Here is an 18,027-nt window from a genome sequence, read left to right as displayed (position 1 = left end):
GGAGGCCCGCCGTGCGCCGTGTCACCACCACCGCCGCCGCCCTACTCGGACTGTCCCTGTGCGCGCTGCTCGTACCGACCCCGGCGAGCGCGGCCACCACCGTCGAGGTCACCTCGGCGAAACTGGTCGCACGCGGCGTCGCCGTCGACATCACCCTCACCGTGACCTGCGAGTCCGGTCGAGACGGCGGTGCGGAATTCAGTCTGCGTCAACGCTCGGGCGACAACGTCGCGTACGGCAGCGGCGGGACGATGTTCACCTGCACCGGCGTCCCGCAGGCCGTGATCGGCCGGGTCTACGCGGAGAGCGGTGGCTTCGCCTTCAACCGGGGCATCGCGCTCGCCACCGGGAATGTGTCGCTGTGCACCCCGGTCGACTGCGACTACTCGCCGCGCTTCGAGGGCGAGGTCCGCGTCACCCGCTGACGGTTACCGGTGTGCTCGCGGTGGGTCGTGCTACCACCCGTGCTCAGTTTCCCAGCGCACGGACCTTGGCGATCGTCTCCTGGACGTGCTGCTTGGCCGGCTCGCCGCCCTGGGACGCCTGCGCCAACGCCTGGCGGTAGGCGTCGATCATGCCGACCAATGGCCCGGCCGCGACGCCCTCCAGCGCACCGGCCACGAGGCTCCGCGCCTCGGCCGCGTCCTGGGCCGCCGCTGCCGTCTTGGCCTTCGCCTCGTCGAGCTTCTGCGACGCCGCCGCCAACCTCGCGATGATCTGTGCTGCGCTCACGCGCACCCTCCCCATGGTCGACCATCGCCTCCACCACCGCACCGGCGGAGACCACAAGGGAGCGTACGAGATCCGCGCACGGAGCGCGACCGCTCGATCGCCCAGTCGTGACCTGCGGGACACCGTTCGCGAAGATCACTTGATGCTGACCATTCAGAGCAGAGCCTTGACAACTGGCACGCATCAAGTGATCAAGAGAATCCGGCCGGCTTAACCAGACCTTGGACACTTCCTGTTAGCTCAGGACGAAACTGTCCAAGAACTCGAAGTATTCGCCAGGACTGGAGGCGTCGAGCGGTCAGCGCTCGGCAACGAACACGCCGAGGCCGTGCACGCCTTCTACAAGGCCTTGGGTTTGCAGGACAAGAATCGCTTGCCGCACCACCCCAGCCGAAACTCCATGTTCAGCACGAAGCTGGGCGGTGGACGGAAGCTTGTCCCCTGGGGCGAGTTGACCGGACGCGATCTGCTCTCGGATGTGGTCCGCGAGCTGCGCCCACTTGGGCTTGGCGGGCATCTTGTCTCCCTGGTCTGCACCGCCATTTGATCACACCCCACTAGGCAGGACAAGAACGGACTAGTCCTGTCATTGACTTGTACATACTAGTGTGGCAAAGTTCGGTGCTGCCGGCTCCTTGGTCTGCACACCCGGAGACGGTTCTTCCCCACCGCACAGGTGGAGCGCCCGGTCGGCCGGTCCCCCCGTCCGGCCGGGCGCGACCAGCGAGAAGACGACCGGACGGGAGCACCCGATGCCCGATCGACCCGACGACCAGCCCACCGACCCACCACACTCCGCACCCCCGCCAGCCCGGCGGCTCGTGTCCGAGCAGGACGTCGAGGACGCCGACGACACCCTTTTCGCCCATCCGCCGCGCGTGGTCCGCAGGTGGGTCTGCGAGTGCGGCATGGACTATCCATGCAGCGACGTCCTCTTCGCCCGCCTGGTCAAGGCCACCGCCGAGGCGGAACAGTGAAGGGGGAACCACCGAACCCGTGCGACAAGCAGCGGGCCGCGCGGACGCCCCACGACGACGCGGTGGACGACCTGCGCGACGCGTGGCTGGCCACGATCGCCGCCGCCGACCGGGCCGGCGCGCACCTGCATGGTGCGGGGCCACCCGGCCGACGATTGCCCTGGCAGGGCGCGGTCACCGAGTGCTTGCGGGCGCTCAGTCTGGTCTACGCCGGGCTGGCCGCCGATCGCACATCGCCGGTGACCGCGACGGCGGGTGAGCTGCTCGCCGGGCTGCGGACAGCTCGGGTCGACGCCGACCGGGCTGCCGCGCTGGCCGCCCGTACCCGATGGCGGTTGGGTGCGACCGAGGACCGGTTGCGGCGTACCCACGTCGCGGCGGACATCGTCGCGGCCCGGCGGTTCGCGGCGGCCATCACCCGGTTGGACATCGTCGGCACGCGGCTCGCGGTCGGCGGTTGCCGCATCGACCGCTCGGTGGCGGTGCTGACCGGCGTGGGCGCGGACCTCGCGCCGTCCGTGCCGAGAAGCACCGCCAGCAGCGAAGAGATCGCGCATGGCTGTCGGGTGGCGGTGAGCCTAGCGGCCCGAAGGAAGCCAGCCACCATGATCAGGAGGAGACGATGGTGACCGACCCGCACGCTGCGCTGCGCGGCCTGCTGGCCGGACGACTGCGCGGGCACGAGCGGCGGCTGCGCCGGTTCAGCGAGACGGACTGGCGGCGGTACGCGGACCTGCTCGCCGGGGCGCTGCTGGTGGCCGTGCGACGGCGGTTCGCCGCCGGGCAGGACCGGGCCCCGGTGATCCGGTTCGTGGCGTCGGCGCGGGAACGTTACGACGTCACCGGGTCGGACGTCGATCCGGCGCTGGCCGAGGGGTTGGTGTGGGCGGCGCTCGGCGAACGGCCTCCGGTGCCCGACGACGCTTCGGCGATCGTGGCCCGAACGGTGTTGCTGCTCGGGCTGCTGGAGGACGAGGGGTGCACCGAGCAGGAACGGGACGGCGTCCTCGCGGCGGCGGCACAGCTCGCCGACAACGCCGCGCAGGGCGGGGACGACAGCGGCGCACCAGGACGGTGACTATCCAACGAATCTGGCACTCTGGCGGGCGTCACGACGGCGAGAAAGGTACGACGGGGAGGAAGGTACGCCGGGGTGGAAGCGCTGAGTCGCACGCAGCGGCCACTGGACCACGATCAGGTGCGTCGCTACGTGCAGGCGTCCTTCGGCGCGGGCCACGCGATGGCGGACTGTGGGCCGATCACGGGTGGCGGCTTCGCGACGGTGTGGTGGGTGGCGCTCGACGACGGGCGCGAGGTGGTGCTGAAGGTGGCGCCCCGGCCCGACGTACCGCTGCTGCGCTACGAGCGGGGCCTGTGCGCGGCCGAGGCGCGGTACTTCCGCCTCGTGTCCACGCGCGCGCCGCAGGTGCCCGTGCCGCCCTTGCTGCACCACGGCGACGATCCGGAACTCGGCGAGTGGCTGGTCAGTGGCCGCGTTCCCGGCCGTTCGCTGCGGGAGTGGGCAGAGTCGGAACAGCACCTCGACGACGCTCCGGCCCGGTACGAGTTCGGAGCCGCGATCGCCGCGCTGCACCGGGTCGGCGGCGACCGCTACGGGTACGACGGAGGCCGGGCGAGCGGCGCGACGTGGCGCGAGGCGTTCACCGCCATGCTCGACGGGCTGCTGGCCGACGCGGCGGACTGGGACGTCCCGCTGCCCACCTCGCCGGAGGAGATCCGGGAGCTTCCCGAGCGGTACGCGTCGATTCTGGACGAGGTACGCCGGCCGGCGCTGCTGCACTTCGACGGCTGGGACGGCAACGTGCTCGCCGAACCGGGGGCCGAGCCCGAAACCGGCCGTGATGCCGGACCACCAGCCCTGCGCCTGCGCGGGATCGTCGACGGTGAACGGTTCCTCTTCGGCGACCCGCTGATGGACCTGGTGTCGCCCCTGATCTTCCGGCGGGTGGAGGACGAACCGGACAACCCGTTCCTGCGGGGCTACCGGGCCGCCGCTACCGATCCGGTGGTCTTCGACGAGGCCGCGCTGCGTCGGCTCAGCCTCTACCGCCTGCACCTGTACCTGTTGATGACGGTCGAGATGCCCAGCCGGGGAATCACCCGCCAGAATCGGCCGGACCGGTTCGCGCGACTGGCCGACCTGCTGGACCACGAGCTGACCGAGCTGCGGCGGGACGGGGTTCAGCGCAGGGCGCGGAACAGCACCAGGTAGGCGCAGTAGCCCAGCGGCACCAGCAGGAAGCAGATCGCGAACCCGAGCGGCAGGTAACGCGGCGGCGTGCCGGCGACCATGGCGGGCCTCCCCCACCGCCCCAACACCAGATAGCCCGCGAAGAACGCCAGCGCCGGCAGGCCCGCGCAGATCCACGCGCCGAGGGTGAAGCCGTCGACCAGGCCGATCCCGGACGCGAGCACCAGCGTCAACACGAACACCCCGGCCGCCGCCCCGCAGGCCGCGTAGACGGCGACGGCCCGCGCGAGCGGCGACCACGTCGGCAGCAGCGCCGGCCGCTGGGCCAGCAGCTCGGCCTGCTGCCCGTGCCGGTCGGCCTCGTCGGCCATCCGCCGGGCCAACTCCAGCTCCACCACCGGATCGACCGCCGCCGCGCGCTGCGTCGGCACCCCGCCGCCCGCCGGGCTCATGGCCGTCGGCAGCGCCAGCCGCGCCTGACCCGCCGGCAGTTCGGGGTACGCCCCGACACCCGACCGCCCCGGCACGCCGGCTGCGCCGGCGGAATCCCCGTCCCCCGATCCGGGCGCGGCCGACGAGCCGGTCGCAGCCGACGAGCCGGTCGCAGCCGACGAGCCGGTCGCGGCCCACGGGCTCGACGGGGCCGACGGGCCGGGCGGAGCCGATGGGCCGGGCGGAGCCCAAGGGCTGCTCGGCGGGGTCGGCGGGCCTGGCAGGACCGACGGGCTGGATGGGGCAGCGGAGGGCTCGGGCGTCGGCGGCTGGTCGACGCCGATCGCGCGACCGAGCTGGTCGAGACGCTGCCCCTGGGCGGTCAGCCGCTGGTGCAGGTAGTCGGCGGCGGCGTGCAGGTCGCGGCGGCGCGCGGACTCGGCGGCGGCGTCCCGCTCACCGGCGCGGCGGTGCTCGGCGAGCTGTCGGGCCAGCGCCGCGTACTCCTCGAAGGACACCGTCAGCGCTCCCCGTCCAGCTCGTGCCCGTCGCGGGCGAACGGCACGATCAGCCTGGTCCGCTGGTCGTGCCGGTCGACCAGCAGCGCCCGGTCGGCGCGGGGCGTGTACGCGAGGTCGTGCACCCCGAGGTGCAGGGCCAGCTCCGCGCCCGGCACGTTGAGCGCGACGAGGCAGGCGACGTCGTCGCGGTTCTGGGTGCCGCCGAGGTCGTCGGAGAGCCGGCGCAGGCCACGCCACCAGCCCAGCAGGTGCACACCCTGGGCGGGCCCCTGGCGCAGCACGGCACGTAGGTCGTCCAGGCCGGAGCGGAACGTCACCGGGTCGGCCGCGCCGAGTACCGGCGCGGCGGCGTCCATCCCGAACACCACCAGGTATTCCCGCCCGGCCGGCTCGGCGGCCAGCGCGGCGATCCGGTCGCGCAGCCCGGCCACGTCGAGGCGGTGCACGGGATGACCGGCGGCCCGCAGCGTGGCCTCGGTCTCGGCGGCGACCGGGTCGGCGGCGGTGACCAGGGAGGCCACCTGGAACCGGACGTCGCCGGGGTTGTGTTGACGGGCCAGGCTCAGTGCGGCGGCGCGCAGCACGTCCGCGCCGGCGGGTGCGGTTCCGACGACGGCGAGGTGCCGGCCGGGGGTGGTGTCCATGAGGAACAGCGCGGTGGTGCCGTGCACGTCGACGGTCCGGCCGACCAGCGCCATGGGGCGTCGGCCACCGGGACGCAGCCCGGCGAAGGTGGGATCGTCCTCGACCCGGGCCGCCTCGTACCCCTTGAAGACCGCCGGCGCCCGCGAGCCCGGCGGGCGGGCCTGCCACAGCTCGTGGCGCAGCGCGGCGAGGTCCCCGGCGGCGGCGTGCGCGTCCGGGAAGCGCAGCACGGTGTCCGCGCCGACGGCGCCGGCGGCGGTGTTGATGACGGCGGCGCCGATGGGCAGGGCCGCGGCGGCATCGTTGAGCTGGTCGAGGACGCCGCCACCGCCGGGCAACGCCACCCGCAGGGCGAACTGCCCGAAGATCGCTTCGGCCCGACCGTAGAGCGCCTCGATCCCGGTCATGCTCTGGCTGGCCAGCACCAGGTGGATGCCGTACGAGCGGCCCTTGCGGGCCAGCTCCTCCAGCAGGTCGACCGATTCGCGGGCCAGGGCGTCGTTGCCGGCCAGGAGCACGTGGAACTCGTCGATGACGGCCACGATGCGCGGCAACGGGCTGTCTCGTGGCAGGTCGGCGAGCTTGGTGACGCCGTGCCGCTTCAACGCGGTGGCCCGCCGCTGTGCCTCGCGGCGCAACTCCCGCAGCACCGCCAGGCCGTACTCGCGATCGGACTCGATGCCGACCGCGCGGGCGTGCGGCAGCCAGGACGGGTCGCGACCGCTGGGTACGAACTCGCTGAAGCTCACGCCCTCCTTGAAGTCGAGCAGGTAGAGCTGCAACTCGGCGGGCGGGTACCGCGCGGCCAGCCCGTACAGGACGTCGAGGAGGAAGACCGTCTTGCCCGCGCCGGTCCGCCCGCCGACCAGCCAGTGCGGGGTGACGTCATCGAAGGCGACGGTCAGCGGCGTGTCGCCGGTCCGGCCGACGACGGTGCGCAGGCCGTTGGCCGAGGACTCGGCCCAGCGCCGCTCGGGCAGCAGCGCGGCGAAGGGCAGCGCGTCGGCGCGGCGGGCGGCGGCGCCGACGTGCTCGGCGAGCGCGCGGACCGAGGCCGGCGGCGGGTCGCCGTCGAGCAGCACGGGGGCGGCGAGTCCGCTGCCGTCGGCGCTAAACGGGGTGCCGGGCGGGTCGCCGACGTGCGCGTACCCGTCGCTGAGCCGGATGGTGGTGGTGCTGCCCAGCGGCGGCGACGTCTCGCCGGGCAGCCGGGACGGATGGCCGGCGAGGAGCACGCAGACGGCGGCGGCCGGGCCGGCGTGGGTGAGCGCGGCGAGTCGGGCCAGCTCCCGTGGCGCGGGGGCGGCGGTGGCGACCACCAGCAGCAGCTGCCGGGTGGCGGCGTCGGCGTGCTGGGCGGCGCGGGCGTGCCGTTCGGCGGCATCCAGCAGGGCGGTCACCTCGGCCTCGCTGGTGGCCGGCGGGTCGAGCACCCCGGCGTCGAGCAGCGGGCGCAGCGGGCCGAAGGTCGCGCCCAGCGCGGCGGTGTCGATGCCGACGACCCGGACCCGACCGGGCGGCGCGGTGGCCACGAGCCGCAGCACCAACGCCCGCAGCAGCGCGGCGACCCGCCCGTCGCGGGCGTCGGTGTCCAGTGCCAGGTGGTGGCCGCCGCCGAGTGGCACGAGCACCGCGAAGCCGCCGTCCTCGGTGGACGCCTCGCCGACGCGCACCGCGACCGGGTCGTCGGTCAGGGTGGCGACGCCGGGAGTCGGTGTGGCCAGCGCGCCGCCGAGGCGCGCGAGCCGGGCGACGAGGTCGGCCCCACCGGCGCGGGGCGTCGGCGGCGGCGCCGCGCCGAGCACGGCCCGGGCCGCGTCCAGATGGGTACGGGCCGCCCGGTGGGCGGTGACCGCCTGCCCGTACGCCGACGCGAGCCTGCCCACGCATCGCCTCCCACGCCACGGCCGTCCGGTTCGCGCAAACCCTAACGGACAGCGGTGACGCCGGGACAGTAACCGACCCCCGCTTTCGGATCGTGGCGACGAGGCCTCCCCCGCGCGGCAGGCCAGCGACGTTCACAGTTGTCGATTAGGTTGGCGATGCGTAAACCCGATGGAGGGAGTGCACCTCGTGCGTCGAGTCCTCACGGCGGCCACCGCCGCCCTGACCCTCACCACCGCCGGCACCATGCTCACCGGCGCGCCCGCCGCCGCCGCCCCGACGGCCTGGGGCCGACCGGTCGTCACCGCCGCGCCGCAACCCGGAGCGGCCGGCCTGGGCGACACCTACTACCCCGACTACGGCAACGGTGGCTACGACGTCTCGCACTACGACGTCCGGCTGCGCTACGAGCCGGCCACCGACCGACTCACCGGCACCACCACGATCCTCGCCACCGCGACGCAGGACCTCTCGACGTTCAACCTGGACTTCCTGCTCGACGTCGAGTCGGTGAGGGTCAACGGCTGGGAGGCCGACGCCAGCACCGCGGGCACGCACGAGCTGGTCGTCACCCCGGCCCGCACCATCAGCCGGGGGCAGCAGCTCACCATCGTGGTGCGCTACGGCGGTGTGCCGTCGGAGACCCTGGTCGGCGGCTACACCGGCTGGACACGCACCGACGACGGGGCGCTCGCGGTCAACGAGCCCGAGTCGGCCTGGTGGTGGTTCCCGAGCAACGACCACCCGCTGGACAAGGCGACCTTCGACATCTCCGTGTCGGTGCCCACCGGCGTCGAGGTGATCAGCAACGGCGTGCAGCCGAGGCCGCCCGCGGCCGAGGCCGGCAACCGCACCCGCTGGATCTGGCGGACCACCTCCCCCACCGCCACGTACCTGGCGTTCATGGCCATCGGCCAGTACGACATCGTCACCGACACCACCCCGAGCGGCCAGCCGGTGATCAACGCGTACAGCACGTCGCTGGGGGCGCTCGGGCCAGCCGCCCGGGCCAGCATCGAGCGCACCGGTGAGATCGTCGACTGGGAGAGCGGGATCTTCGGCCCGTACCCGTTCGAGGCGCAGGGTGGCGTGGCCGGGCCGGTGGACGGCATCGGCTTCGCCCTCGAGACGCAGACCCGCCCGGTGTACGGGCCGGGCTTCTGGCGGCGCGGCGCCAACACGTACGTGGTGGCCCACGAGAACGCCCACCAGTGGTTCGGCGACTCGGTCTCGGTGGCCGAGTGGCGCAACATCTGGCTCAACGAGGGCTTCGCCTCGTACGCCGAGTGGCTCTGGTCGGAGGAGCAGGGCGAGGGCACCGCGCAGGAGGTCTTCGACTTCGTCTACGAGAGCTACCCCGCCGACGACGAGTTCTGGCAGGTGCTGCCCGGTGACCCGGGCGCCGACCGGATCTTCGACGACGCGGTCTACGACCGGGGCGCGATGACGCTGCACCAGCTCCGGCTGGCCGTCGGCGACGACGCGTTCTTCGCGATCCTGCCGGCGTGGACGGCCGAACACCGGTACGGCAACGGCACCATCGAGCAGTTCCAGGCCCTGGCCGAACGGATCTCCGGTCTGGACCTGGACAATTTCTTCACCACCTGGCTGTTCACCGCCGGCCGTCCCGACGTGGCCAGTGCCGCGCGCAAGGCCACGCCGCCGGCTGAGCCGAAGTCCTGGGCCAAGATCCGCGAGTCCCACGAGCTGCTGTCGCACTAGGGTCTGGGGCCGGGAGGCCCGTCGTGTGGCGGGCCTCCCGGCCTCTCGCGGTCGGGCGGGGTGTGCTGAGTGCCTGTCGAGCTGCCCCGTTTGTGGGGCAGACGGCGGCACCGACACCACGAGCGCGCATGGAACGACCGCAGCGCACAGCTCGACCCCACCCGCACGGGCAGAGGCAAAGGCAAAGGCACAGGCGCGGGTACGGGGACGGGCACGGGCACGGGCACGGACACAGCGCGACCGCCGTGCGGAGAGCAGCCGTCCCGGCCATTGCCCCACATTCGGGGCAGCTCGACACGCACCGCACGGGCACGGGCACGGGCACGGGCACAGCCCGACCGCCGTGCGGAGAGCAGCCGTCCCGGCCCACTGCCCCACATTCGGGGCAGCTCGACAGGCACCGCACAGGTAGTGCTCACCTGCCCGGCGGCGTCCGTGGGCGACCGATCACACGGTCGCTGGCACGCCTGTCGCCTCGACAGGATTCGCCTCGACGGCGCGGATGTGTCGGTAGGCGAACCAGAGCGGTGGGAACGCCCCGACCGCGAAGGACAGGTCGACGAGCGTCCAGAACCACGGGATGTCCCGGATCGGGCCGCAGATCAGCGCCAACGGGATGATCCCCGCGCAGGCGATCATGCCGACCTGCACCACCCAGACGTTGCGCACCGGGTCACGCAGCGGCCCCCAGAACGCCACCGCCAGCACCAGGTGGGCGAAGGCCAGCCAGTCGGTGCCGTAGAGCAGGAACGGGTAGTCCCGGTCCGCCGTCACCAGACCGGTGTGGACCCGTTCGATCCAGGCGACGAGCGCGGGGAACTGCCCGGCGAGCGGGTCCAGCGCGCGCAGCAGCCAGCGCACCTCGATCTCCAGTGGAAACGCGGTGGCCCCGCTCAGGAAGAGGCCGATCAGCACGATCCACAGCCACCGGCGGGTACGCCGCAACCGCTCCTCGTTGTCCATGATCGCAGCGTAACGATGATCTTCGTGTCGCCCGGTCCCGGAAGCGGTGACGGCTGTCTCAGTGCCGCGCGGTCTCGCCCGCGAGGGCCAGCTCGCCCAGTCGGAGCGGACGCGGGGCGGTGCCACCGGTGGCGACGACGCACACCGCGCCAGCGGGCCGTACGACGCGGGCCGCCCGCCACGCCGCTCGACGTACCGGATGGCGCGGCCGTGGCACGACCAGCGTGAGGGGGGCGGCGCGGCCGTGTTGCCGGTCCAGGGCGACCGCCGCCGCCGTGGTGGCGATCGCGGCGACCGAGCCGGCCAGGACGAGCGTCTGCCGTGGACCGGCGTGCTCGGCCAGCCAGCCCAGCAGCGGGGCGCCGACCGCGGCGGAGACCGAGCCGGTGACCGCGAGCGCCGCGAGCACCCGGCCGCGCATCGCGCCATCGGTGTCGAGTTGGGCGCGGGTGCCCACGGTGGTGTCGATGACGACCGCGGCGGCGGCGATCGGGAGGATCACCGCGGCGAAGCTCCAGACGCCCGGGACGAGACCCGCGACGATCTGCAGACCGCTGGCCAGCAGGCCGGCACCGACCAGGGTCCCGTAGCTCAGCGACCGCCGGCGTGCGGCGGCGAGCGCGCCCACCACCGTCCCGACCGCGAACACCGTGGACAGCAGGCCGTAGCCGGAGGCGCCGGCGGCCAGCGGTCCGTCGCTCATCGCCGCCATCGTCACCTGGTAGTTGCGACCGAGGCTGCCCAGCACGAACGACAGGGCGAGCGCGAGCAGCAGGACCGGTTGTCCACGCAGGTAGGAGAACCCGGCGCGGACACCGTGGCGGGTCGGGCCACCGGCAGCCACCGCGCCGGCCACCGCCCCCGGCCGTACGGCGAACAGCGCCACCACCACGGCGGCGAAGCTCGCCGCGTTGATGCCGAAGAGCAGCGCCGGGCCGACGACGGCGACGCCGACGGCCCCGAGGCTCATGCCGAGGATGCGTCCGGCGGAGTTGGTGAGCGAACCGAGCGCCAGCGCGTTGCCCAACGTCTCGCGATCCACAAGCGTCGAGGACCAGCGACCCATGACCGGCCCCTCGATCGCCGAGACAGCGCCGCTCGCCAGCGAGATCGCGAAGATCAGCGGGAGGCCGCCGACCCCGGTCAGGGCGACCGCCGCGAGGCCCGCGGCGAACGCGGCGTGGGCCACCTGGGCGGCGATCAGCAGCGGACGGGCGGGAAGTCGATCGGCCAGCACCCCGCCCCAGACGCTCAACAGCAGCGTGGGGGCCGCCTGGAGCAGCACGGCGATGCCCATCGAGGTCGCCGAGCCGGTCTCCTTCAGCACGTACCAGTTGACTCCGAGCACCTGCATCCAGGTTCCGATGACGGAGACGAAACCGGCGAGCGCCCAGATCCGGTAGTTACGGTGGCGCAGCGCGGCGAAGGTGGCACCCGTGGCCACGACGAACCTCCAGCGATCGACGACATGACGGCGAGCCGATCGCGGCGCGGTTCGGCAGCCGACAAGTCTTGCCGACCTAAACCTTCTTGCCCAGATTTGTGAAGGGTCTCACCTCGGGGAATGTCCGGCCGGCACGGCGACTCGCCGCCGCGCCGACCGGACCCCCCTCAGCTCAACGGGCGGCCAGCGGCTGCGCGGCCGGCCCGACCGGCGCGGGCAGCGCGCCGACACCACCGAGGTAACCATGGATCGCGGCGGCCGCCGCACGCCCCTCCGCGATGGCCCAGACGATCAGCGAGGCACCCCGGTGCATGTCCCCGGCCACGAACACGCCGTCCGACTCGGTCTGCCAGTCGTCCCGGGCGTCGATGGCGCCCCGGACGTTGCGGGTCACCCCGAACTGCTCCAACAGCGGCTGCTGCTCGGTGCCCTCGAACCCGATCGCCAGCAGCACCAGGTCGGCGGGCAACTCCCGCTCGGAGCCCGGCACCACGGTCAGCACCCGCCGACCGTCCACCTTCTCGACCGTCACCTCGGCGATCCGTACCGCCCGCACCTGACCGGTGCCGTCGTCCACGAACTCCTGCACCGCCACGGCGAAGACCCGCTCTCCGCCCTCCTCGTGCGCCGGGTAGTTGCGCAGGAGCCACGGCCAGGTCGGCCACGGGTCCCGGGCCTCGTCGCGCTCGGTCGGCGGCTGCGGGTACAGGTCGAGCTGGTGCACACCGGCGGCGCCCTGCCGGTGCGCGACGCCGAGGCAGTCCGCCGCCGTGTCACCGCCACCGATGATCACCACGTGCTTGCCGGCCGCGTCGATCGGGGTGCCGTCGGGCAGCACCGCCGGCGCCAACCGACGCTCGGCGGCCTCCTCGGTGGTCGCGGTCGCGACCGCCCGGTTCGCCGCGACCAGGTGCGCCATCGCCTGGTGTACGCCCCGAAGCGCCCGACCCGGCGTCTCCGGAGTGTCCCGGCCCTGCAACGCCCCGCAGGCCAGCAGTACGGCGTCGTGCTCGGCGCGCAACTGCTCGGCGGTGACGTCGACGCCGACGTGCACGCCGGTGCGAAAGCGCACCCCCTCGGCGGTGAGCTGGGCCAACCGGGCGTCGATGTGCCGCTTCTCCAACTTGAAGTCGGGGATGCCGTACCGGAGCAGGCCACCGATCGCGTCGTCGCGCTCGTACACCGTCACGGCGTGACCGGCGCGGGCGAGCTGCTGGGCGGCGGCGAGACCGGCGGGCCCGGAGCCGACCACGGCCACCGAGCGGCCCGACGGCGTCGGGATCGGGCGCGGGGTGAACCCGCGGGCGGCCGCCGCGTCGGCGATCTCCACCTCGACCTGCTTGATCGTCACCGGCTGGCCGCCGGCGATGCCGAGCACGCACGCCGCCTCGCAGGGCGCCGGGCAGAGCCGCCCGGTGAACTCCGGGAAGTTGTTGGTGGCGTGCAGCGACTCCACGGCGGCGTCCCAGTTACCGGTCCGCACCAGGTCGTTCCAGTCCGGGATGCGGTTGCCCAGCGGGCAGCCGTCGTGGCAGAACGGGATGCCGCAGTCCATGCACCGGGTGGCCTGCTCGCGGACCAGCTCCTCACCGGCCGGCGGGTAGACCTCCCGCCAGTCGCTGATCCGCACCGGCACCGGACGGCGGGCCGGCAGACGCCGGTCGTAACGCAGGAAACCGTTCGGGTCAGGCACGGGCCACCTCCGGGGTGGCCGCCCGCGGCGCGGGCGGCACGGACGCGGCCGGCGCGCTGAGCGCGCTCATCACCGCGTCGTCGACGTCGTGGCCGGCAGCTTCGGCGGCCTTCATGATCTCCAGCACCCGGCGGTAGTCGCGGGGCACCACGGCGGTGAACTCGGCCACCGCCTCCGGCCAGCGCTTGAGCAGCTCCTCGGCGACCCCCGAACCGGTCTCGGCGACGTGCCGCTGGACCAGCTCGTGCAGCAGCGTCTGCTCCTGCTCGCGCAGCGGCGCCAGGTCGACCAGCTCCGCGTTGACCCGGGACCGGTCCAACCGGTGCACGAACGCGGTTCCGCCCGACATGCCGGCGGCGAAGTTGCGGCCGGTCGCGCCGAGCACCACCACCGTGCCGCCGGTCATGTACTCACAGCCGTGGTCGCCGACGCCCTCGACGACGGCGACCGCGCCGGAGTTGCGCACCGCGAACCGCTCCCCTACCCGGCCGCGCAGGAAGACCTCGCCCGCCGTCGCGCCGTACAGGATGGTGTTGCCGGCGATGATCTGGTCCTCCGCGCGCTGCCCGGGCTCGGCGTCGGGGTCGAGGAACGGCGCGGCGGCGTCCGGACGGACGACGATGCGTCCGCCGGAGAGACCCTTGCCCACGTAGTCGTTGGCGTCGCCGTGCAGCCGCAGCGTGACGCCCCTCGGCAGGAAGGCGCCGAACGACTGGCCGGCGGTGCCGTGCAGCACGAACTCGATGGTGTCCTCGGGCAGGCCGTCGCCGCCGAAGCGGCGGGTCACCTCGCCGCCGAGCATCGCGCCGACGCTGCGGTGCTCGTTGCGCACCGCCACCTCGACCCGCACCGGCGCGCCCTCGGAGAACGCCGGGGCGGCCAGCGCGATCAACTCGTTGTCCAGGGCGTGCTCCAGGCCGTGGTCCTGGGCGCGGATCCCGCGTCGGACGGTGTCGGCGGGCAGCTCCGGCAGGTGCAGGACGGGGGCCAGGTCGAGCCCGTGGGCCTTCCAGTGCGACAGCGCCGGGGCCACGTCGAGCAGCTCGCTCTGCCCGATCGCCTCCTCGATGGACCGCAGGCCCAGCTCGGCCAGGTATCCCCGGACCTCCTCGGCGAGGAACAGGAAGAAGTTCTCGACGAACTCCGGGGTGCCCGTGTACCGCTCGCGCAACACCGGGTTCTGGGTGGCGATGCCGACCGGGCAGGTGTCCAGGTGACAGACCCGCATCATCACGCAGCCCGAGACGATCAGCGGCGCGGTCGCGAAGCCGAACTCCTCGGCCCCGAGCAGCGCCGCGACCAGGACGTCCCGGCCGGTCTTGAGCTGGCCGTCGACCTGCACGGTGACCCGGTCACGCAGCTTGTTGAGCAGCAGCGTCTGCTGCGCCTCGGCCAGGCCCAGCTCCCACGGGGTGCCGGCGTGCTTGAGCGAGTTCATCGGCGACGCGCCCGTGCCACCGTCGTGACCGGAGATCAGGATGACGTCGGCCTTGAGCTTGGCCACGCCCGCGGCGACGGTGCCGACACCCACCTCGCTGACCAGCTTGACGTGCACCCGGGCCGCCGGGTTGACGCACTTGAGGTCGTGCACGAGCTGCGCCAGGTCCTCGATCGAGTAGATGTCGTGGTGCGGCGGCGGCGAGATGAGGCCGACGCCGGGGGTGGCGTGCCGGGTACGGGCGATCCACGGCCAGACCTTGTTGCCGGGGAGCTGGCCGCCCTCACCGGGCTTCGCGCCCTGGGCCATCTTGATCTGCAGGTCGTCGGCGTTGACCAGGTATTCGCTGGTCACGCCGAACCGGCCGCTGGCGATCTGCTTGACCGAGGAGCGGCGCAGCGGGTCGTGCAGCCGGTCGACGTCCTCGCCGCCCTCACCGGTGTTGGACTTGCCGCCGAGGCGGTTCATCGCGATGGCGAGCGTCTCGTGGGCCTCGGCCGAGATCGAGCCGTACGACATGGCGCCGGTGGCGAACCGCTTGACGATCTCGGTGGCCGGCTCGACCTCCTCGATCGGCACCGGCGGACGGACCCCGGTGCGCAGGGTGAACAGGCCCCGCAGCGAGCCGGCCTGCGCGGCGAGCGCGTCCACCTTGGACGTGTACTGGCGGAAGACGTCGTACTGCCGGCTGCGCGTGGCGTGTTGCAGCAGGAAGACCGTCTCCGGGTTGAACAGGTGCAGCTCACCCTCGCGACGCCACTGGTACTCGCCACCGACCTCCAGCCGGTCCGAGTCGGCGGTGCCCGCCGGCGGCCAGGCCAGCGCGTGCCGGGCGGCCACCTCGGCGTGCACACCGGCCAGCCCGACGCCGCCGATCCGGCTCGGGGTGCCCCGGAAGTACCTGTCGATGAGCCGGCTGTCCAGGCCGACCGCCTCGAAGACCTGCGCGCCGCAGTACGACGAGACCGTCGAGATGCCCATCTTGGACATGATCTTGAGGACGCCCTTGCCGAGCGCCTTGGCGTAGTTGCGCACTGCCGCTGCGGGCTCGACCCCGGCGAGCGCGCCCGTGGTGATCATGTCCTCCACGGACTCGAACGCCAGGTACGGGTTGACCGCCGCCGCGCCGTACCCGATCAGGACCGCCGCGTGGTGCACCTCGCGGCAGTCGCCGGACTCCACGATCAGCGCCGCCTGCGTACGCGTCTGCTCGCGGACCAGGTGCTGGTGCACGGCGGCGGTGAGCAGCAGCGACGGGATCGGCGCGAGGTCGGCGTTGGAGTCCCGGTCGGAGAGCACCAGGATGCGCACGCCGTCCTCGATGGCCTCGGAGACGTGCCGGCAGATCTCGATCAGCCGCGCCTTGATCCCGGCCGCGCCGTCGCGCAGGCGGTACAGGCCGGAGACCCGAACCGCCTTGAAGCCGGGCAGGTCACCGTCCTCGTCGATGGAGAGGATCTTCGCCAGCTCGTCGTTGTCGATGATCGGGTGCGGCAGCACGATCTGCCGGCAGCTCGCCGCGTTCGGGTCGAGCAGGTTGCCCTCCGGCCCGATGGTCGACGCCAGGCTGGTCACCAGCTCCTCGCGGATGGCGTCCAGCGGCGGGTTGGTGACCTGCGCGAAGAGCTGGTGGAAGTAGTCGTAGAGCAGTCGCGGCCGCGTCGACAGCGGCGCGATCGGGGTGTCCGTGCCCATCGAGCCCAGCGGCTCCGCCCCGGTACGCGCCATGGGCGCGAGCAGGACCTTCAGCTCCTCCTGCGTGTAGCCGAAGGTCTGCTGGCGGCGACGCACCGAGTCGTGGGTGTAGACGGTGTGCTCGCGGGCCGGCAGGTCGTCCAGCTCGATCAGCCCGGCGTGCAGCCACTCGGCGTACGGCTCGGCGGCGGCCAACTCGGACTTGATCTCGTCGTCGTGCACGATCCGGCCGGCCACGGTGTCGACCAGGAACATCCGGCCCGGCTGGAGCCGACCCTTGGCCACCACGTGGGCGGGGTCGAGGTCGAGCACGCCCGCCTCGGAGCCCAGCACCACGAGACCGTCGTCGGTCTGCCACCAGCGCCCCGGGCGCAGCCCGTTGCGGTCCAGCACCGCGCCGACGATCTCGCCGTCGGTGAAGGCGACCGACGCCGGGCCGTCCCACGGCTCCATGAGGCTCGCGTGGAAGCGGTAGAACGCCCGCTTGTCCGGCTGCATGCCGGGGTCGTTCTCCCACGCCTCCGGGATCATCATCAGCACCGCGTGCGGCAGGCTCCGACCGGCCAGGTGCAGCAGCTCCAGCACCTCGTCGAAGTTCGCCGAGTCCGAGGCGGCGGGAGTGCAGACCGGGAAGACGCGCCGGATGTTGCCCGGCACGTTCGGCGAGCGCAGCAGCGCCTCGCGGGCCTGCATCCAGTTCCGGTTGCCACGGATCGTGTTGATCTCGCCGTTGTGGGCGATGAACCGGTACGGGTGCGCCAGCGGCCACGAGGGGAACGTGTTCGTGGAGAAGCGGGAGTGCACCAGCGCGATCGCGCTGTCGACCCTCTCGTCGCGCAGATCCGGATAGAACGCCGGCAGCTGGTCGGGCGTGAGCATGCCCTTGTAGACCATGGTGCGGCTGGACAGCGACGGGAAGTACGCCGGCACGCCCCGCTCGGCGGTCTCGCGCTCAGCCTGCTTACGGAGGCAGAACGCCACCCGGTCCAGCTCGATGCCGCGCAGCGGGGAGCCGGCCGGTCCGGCGGGCGAGTCGGTGAGGCGGTGCGCGGCCACGAAGACCTGCCGGACCCGGGGCATGGCCGCCAGGGCGGTGTCGCCGAGCCCGTCCGGCTCGATCGGCACATCCCGCCAGCCGAGCAGGTCCGCGCCCTCGACCAGCGCGTACTTCTCGACCACCCGACGGGCGCGCGCCTCGGCGGCGTCGTCGTCGGGCAGGAAGACCAGGCCGGTGGCGTACTCGCCGGCCGGCGGCAGCGGTACTTCGGCGACGGCGCGCAGGAACGCGTCCGGCACCTGGATCATGATGCCGGCGCCGTCGCCGGTGTTGGGCTCCGCGCCCCGGGCACCCCGGTGGTCCAGGCGGCAGAGCGCGACCAGCCCGTTGGCGACGACGGAATGGGACCGTCGGCCGTACAGGTCCGCCACGAAGGCCACCCCGCAGGCGTCGTGCTCCTGCGCCGGGTCGTAGAGGCCCTGGGCCTCGGGGCGGGGGCCGGGCGTCGGGGACGCCTGCGGGCTGTGCGGGTGCGGCTGTGTCGAATCCGCGTACGGCTGAGCCACCGGGCCTCCTGTCGTCACTCAGGTTGGATCATGGTGGGGACGACGTCGGCCCGTGGGTCTATTGAGTCTACGTTAGGGCTGGGGGCACAAGGCCACTCAAGATTGA

General features: G+C 73.1%; 14 protein-coding genes. 6 read left to right on the top strand and 8 right to left on the bottom strand.

From position 1 onward, the window contains the following. The first annotated feature begins 11 nt into the window (after positions 1–11). Positions 12–425 (top strand): hypothetical protein, encoded by a 414-nt coding sequence (locus tag ACIA3K_RS04960; protein ID WP_396799245.1) that lies wholly within the window; start codon positions 12–14, stop codon positions 423–425. A 43-nt stretch (positions 426–468) separates the two neighbouring features. On the opposite strand, the gene ACIA3K_RS04955 is transcribed toward ACIA3K_RS04960, so the two are convergent. Together ACIA3K_RS04955 and ACIA3K_RS04950 are read right to left on the bottom strand one after the other, a co-directional pair. Then, on the bottom strand, positions 469–732 hold the full coding sequence (locus ACIA3K_RS04955) for a DUF6244 family protein (protein ID WP_007462863.1): 264 nt from the start codon (positions 730–732) through the stop codon (positions 469–471). A gap of 298 nt (positions 733–1,030) precedes the next feature. Further along, a complete protein-coding gene (locus ACIA3K_RS04950; RefSeq protein ID WP_396799244.1) occupies positions 1,031–1,249 on the bottom strand; it encodes a winged helix-turn-helix domain-containing protein in 219 nt (72 codons plus the stop codon). A gap of 235 nt (positions 1,250–1,484) precedes the next feature. On the opposite strand from ACIA3K_RS04950, the gene ACIA3K_RS04945 reads away from it, so the two are divergent. The 4 genes from ACIA3K_RS04945 to ACIA3K_RS04930 all read left to right on the top strand — a co-directional run bounded on the left by ACIA3K_RS04945 (position 1,485) and on the right by ACIA3K_RS04930 (position 3,942). After that, positions 1,485–1,709, top strand: coding sequence for a hypothetical protein (locus tag ACIA3K_RS04945; protein ID WP_396799243.1), 225 nt, complete (start codon positions 1,485–1,487; stop codon positions 1,707–1,709). After that, a complete protein-coding gene (locus ACIA3K_RS04940; RefSeq protein ID WP_396799242.1) occupies positions 1,706–2,338 on the top strand; it encodes a hypothetical protein in 633 nt (210 codons plus the stop codon). The genes ACIA3K_RS04945 and ACIA3K_RS04940 overlap by 4 nt, the downstream gene beginning before the upstream one ends. Continuing rightward, positions 2,335–2,787, top strand: coding sequence for a hypothetical protein (locus ACIA3K_RS04935; RefSeq protein WP_396799241.1), 453 nt, complete (start codon positions 2,335–2,337; stop codon positions 2,785–2,787). The genes ACIA3K_RS04940 and ACIA3K_RS04935 overlap by 4 nt, the downstream gene beginning before the upstream one ends. A 75-nt stretch (positions 2,788–2,862) precedes the next feature. Beyond that, a complete protein-coding gene (locus ACIA3K_RS04930) occupies positions 2,863–3,942 on the top strand; it encodes a phosphotransferase family protein (RefSeq protein WP_396799240.1) in 1,080 nt (359 codons plus the stop codon). Here ACIA3K_RS04930 and ACIA3K_RS04925 read toward each other — a convergent pair. Beyond that, positions 3,912–4,871: a hypothetical protein gene (locus ACIA3K_RS04925; RefSeq protein WP_396799239.1), complete on the bottom strand. Its 960-nt coding sequence runs from the start codon at positions 4,869–4,871 to the stop codon at positions 3,912–3,914. The genes ACIA3K_RS04930 and ACIA3K_RS04925 overlap by 31 nt on opposite strands. Before the next feature lie 2 nt (positions 4,872–4,873). After that, the gene (locus ACIA3K_RS04920) at positions 4,874–7,405 is read right to left on the bottom strand and encodes an FtsK/SpoIIIE domain-containing protein (RefSeq protein WP_396799238.1); all 2,532 of its coding nucleotides are present in this window, start codon (positions 7,403–7,405) and stop codon (positions 4,874–4,876) included. A 187-nt stretch (positions 7,406–7,592) separates the two neighbouring features. On the opposite strand from ACIA3K_RS04920, the gene ACIA3K_RS04915 reads away from it, so the two are divergent. Next, entirely contained in the window at positions 7,593–9,125 is a 1,533-nt protein-coding gene (locus tag ACIA3K_RS04915; protein WP_396799237.1) for a M1 family metallopeptidase, read from the top strand. Positions 9,126–9,572: 447 nt separating this feature from the next. Here ACIA3K_RS04915 and ACIA3K_RS04910 read toward each other — a convergent pair whose 3' ends face one another. From ACIA3K_RS04910 to gltB, 4 genes are all read right to left on the bottom strand, one after another. Then, on the bottom strand, positions 9,573–10,088 hold the full coding sequence (locus tag ACIA3K_RS04910; RefSeq protein WP_396799236.1) for a hypothetical protein: 516 nt from the start codon (positions 10,086–10,088) through the stop codon (positions 9,573–9,575). A 58-nt stretch (positions 10,089–10,146) separates the two neighbouring features. Further along, the gene (locus tag ACIA3K_RS04905; RefSeq protein ID WP_396799235.1) at positions 10,147–11,532 is read right to left on the bottom strand and encodes an MFS transporter; all 1,386 of its coding nucleotides are present in this window, start codon (positions 11,530–11,532) and stop codon (positions 10,147–10,149) included. A gap of 172 nt (positions 11,533–11,704) precedes the next feature. Beyond that, the gene (locus tag ACIA3K_RS04900; protein ID WP_396799234.1) at positions 11,705–13,225 is read right to left on the bottom strand and encodes a glutamate synthase subunit beta; all 1,521 of its coding nucleotides are present in this window, start codon (positions 13,223–13,225) and stop codon (positions 11,705–11,707) included. Next, complete coding sequence (gene gltB / locus ACIA3K_RS04895) at positions 13,218–17,921, bottom strand: glutamate synthase large subunit (RefSeq protein ID WP_396799233.1); 4,704 nt, start codon at positions 17,919–17,921, stop codon at positions 13,218–13,220. Before gltB ends, ACIA3K_RS04900 begins: the two co-directional genes overlap by 8 nt. Positions 17,922–18,027 lie beyond the last annotated feature (106 nt).

The organism is Micromonospora sp. NPDC051543 (assembly GCF_044454415.1).
Lineage (GTDB): Bacteria > Actinomycetota > Actinomycetes > Mycobacteriales > Micromonosporaceae > Micromonospora.
This window is presented reverse-complemented; position numbering and strand designations above follow the sequence as displayed.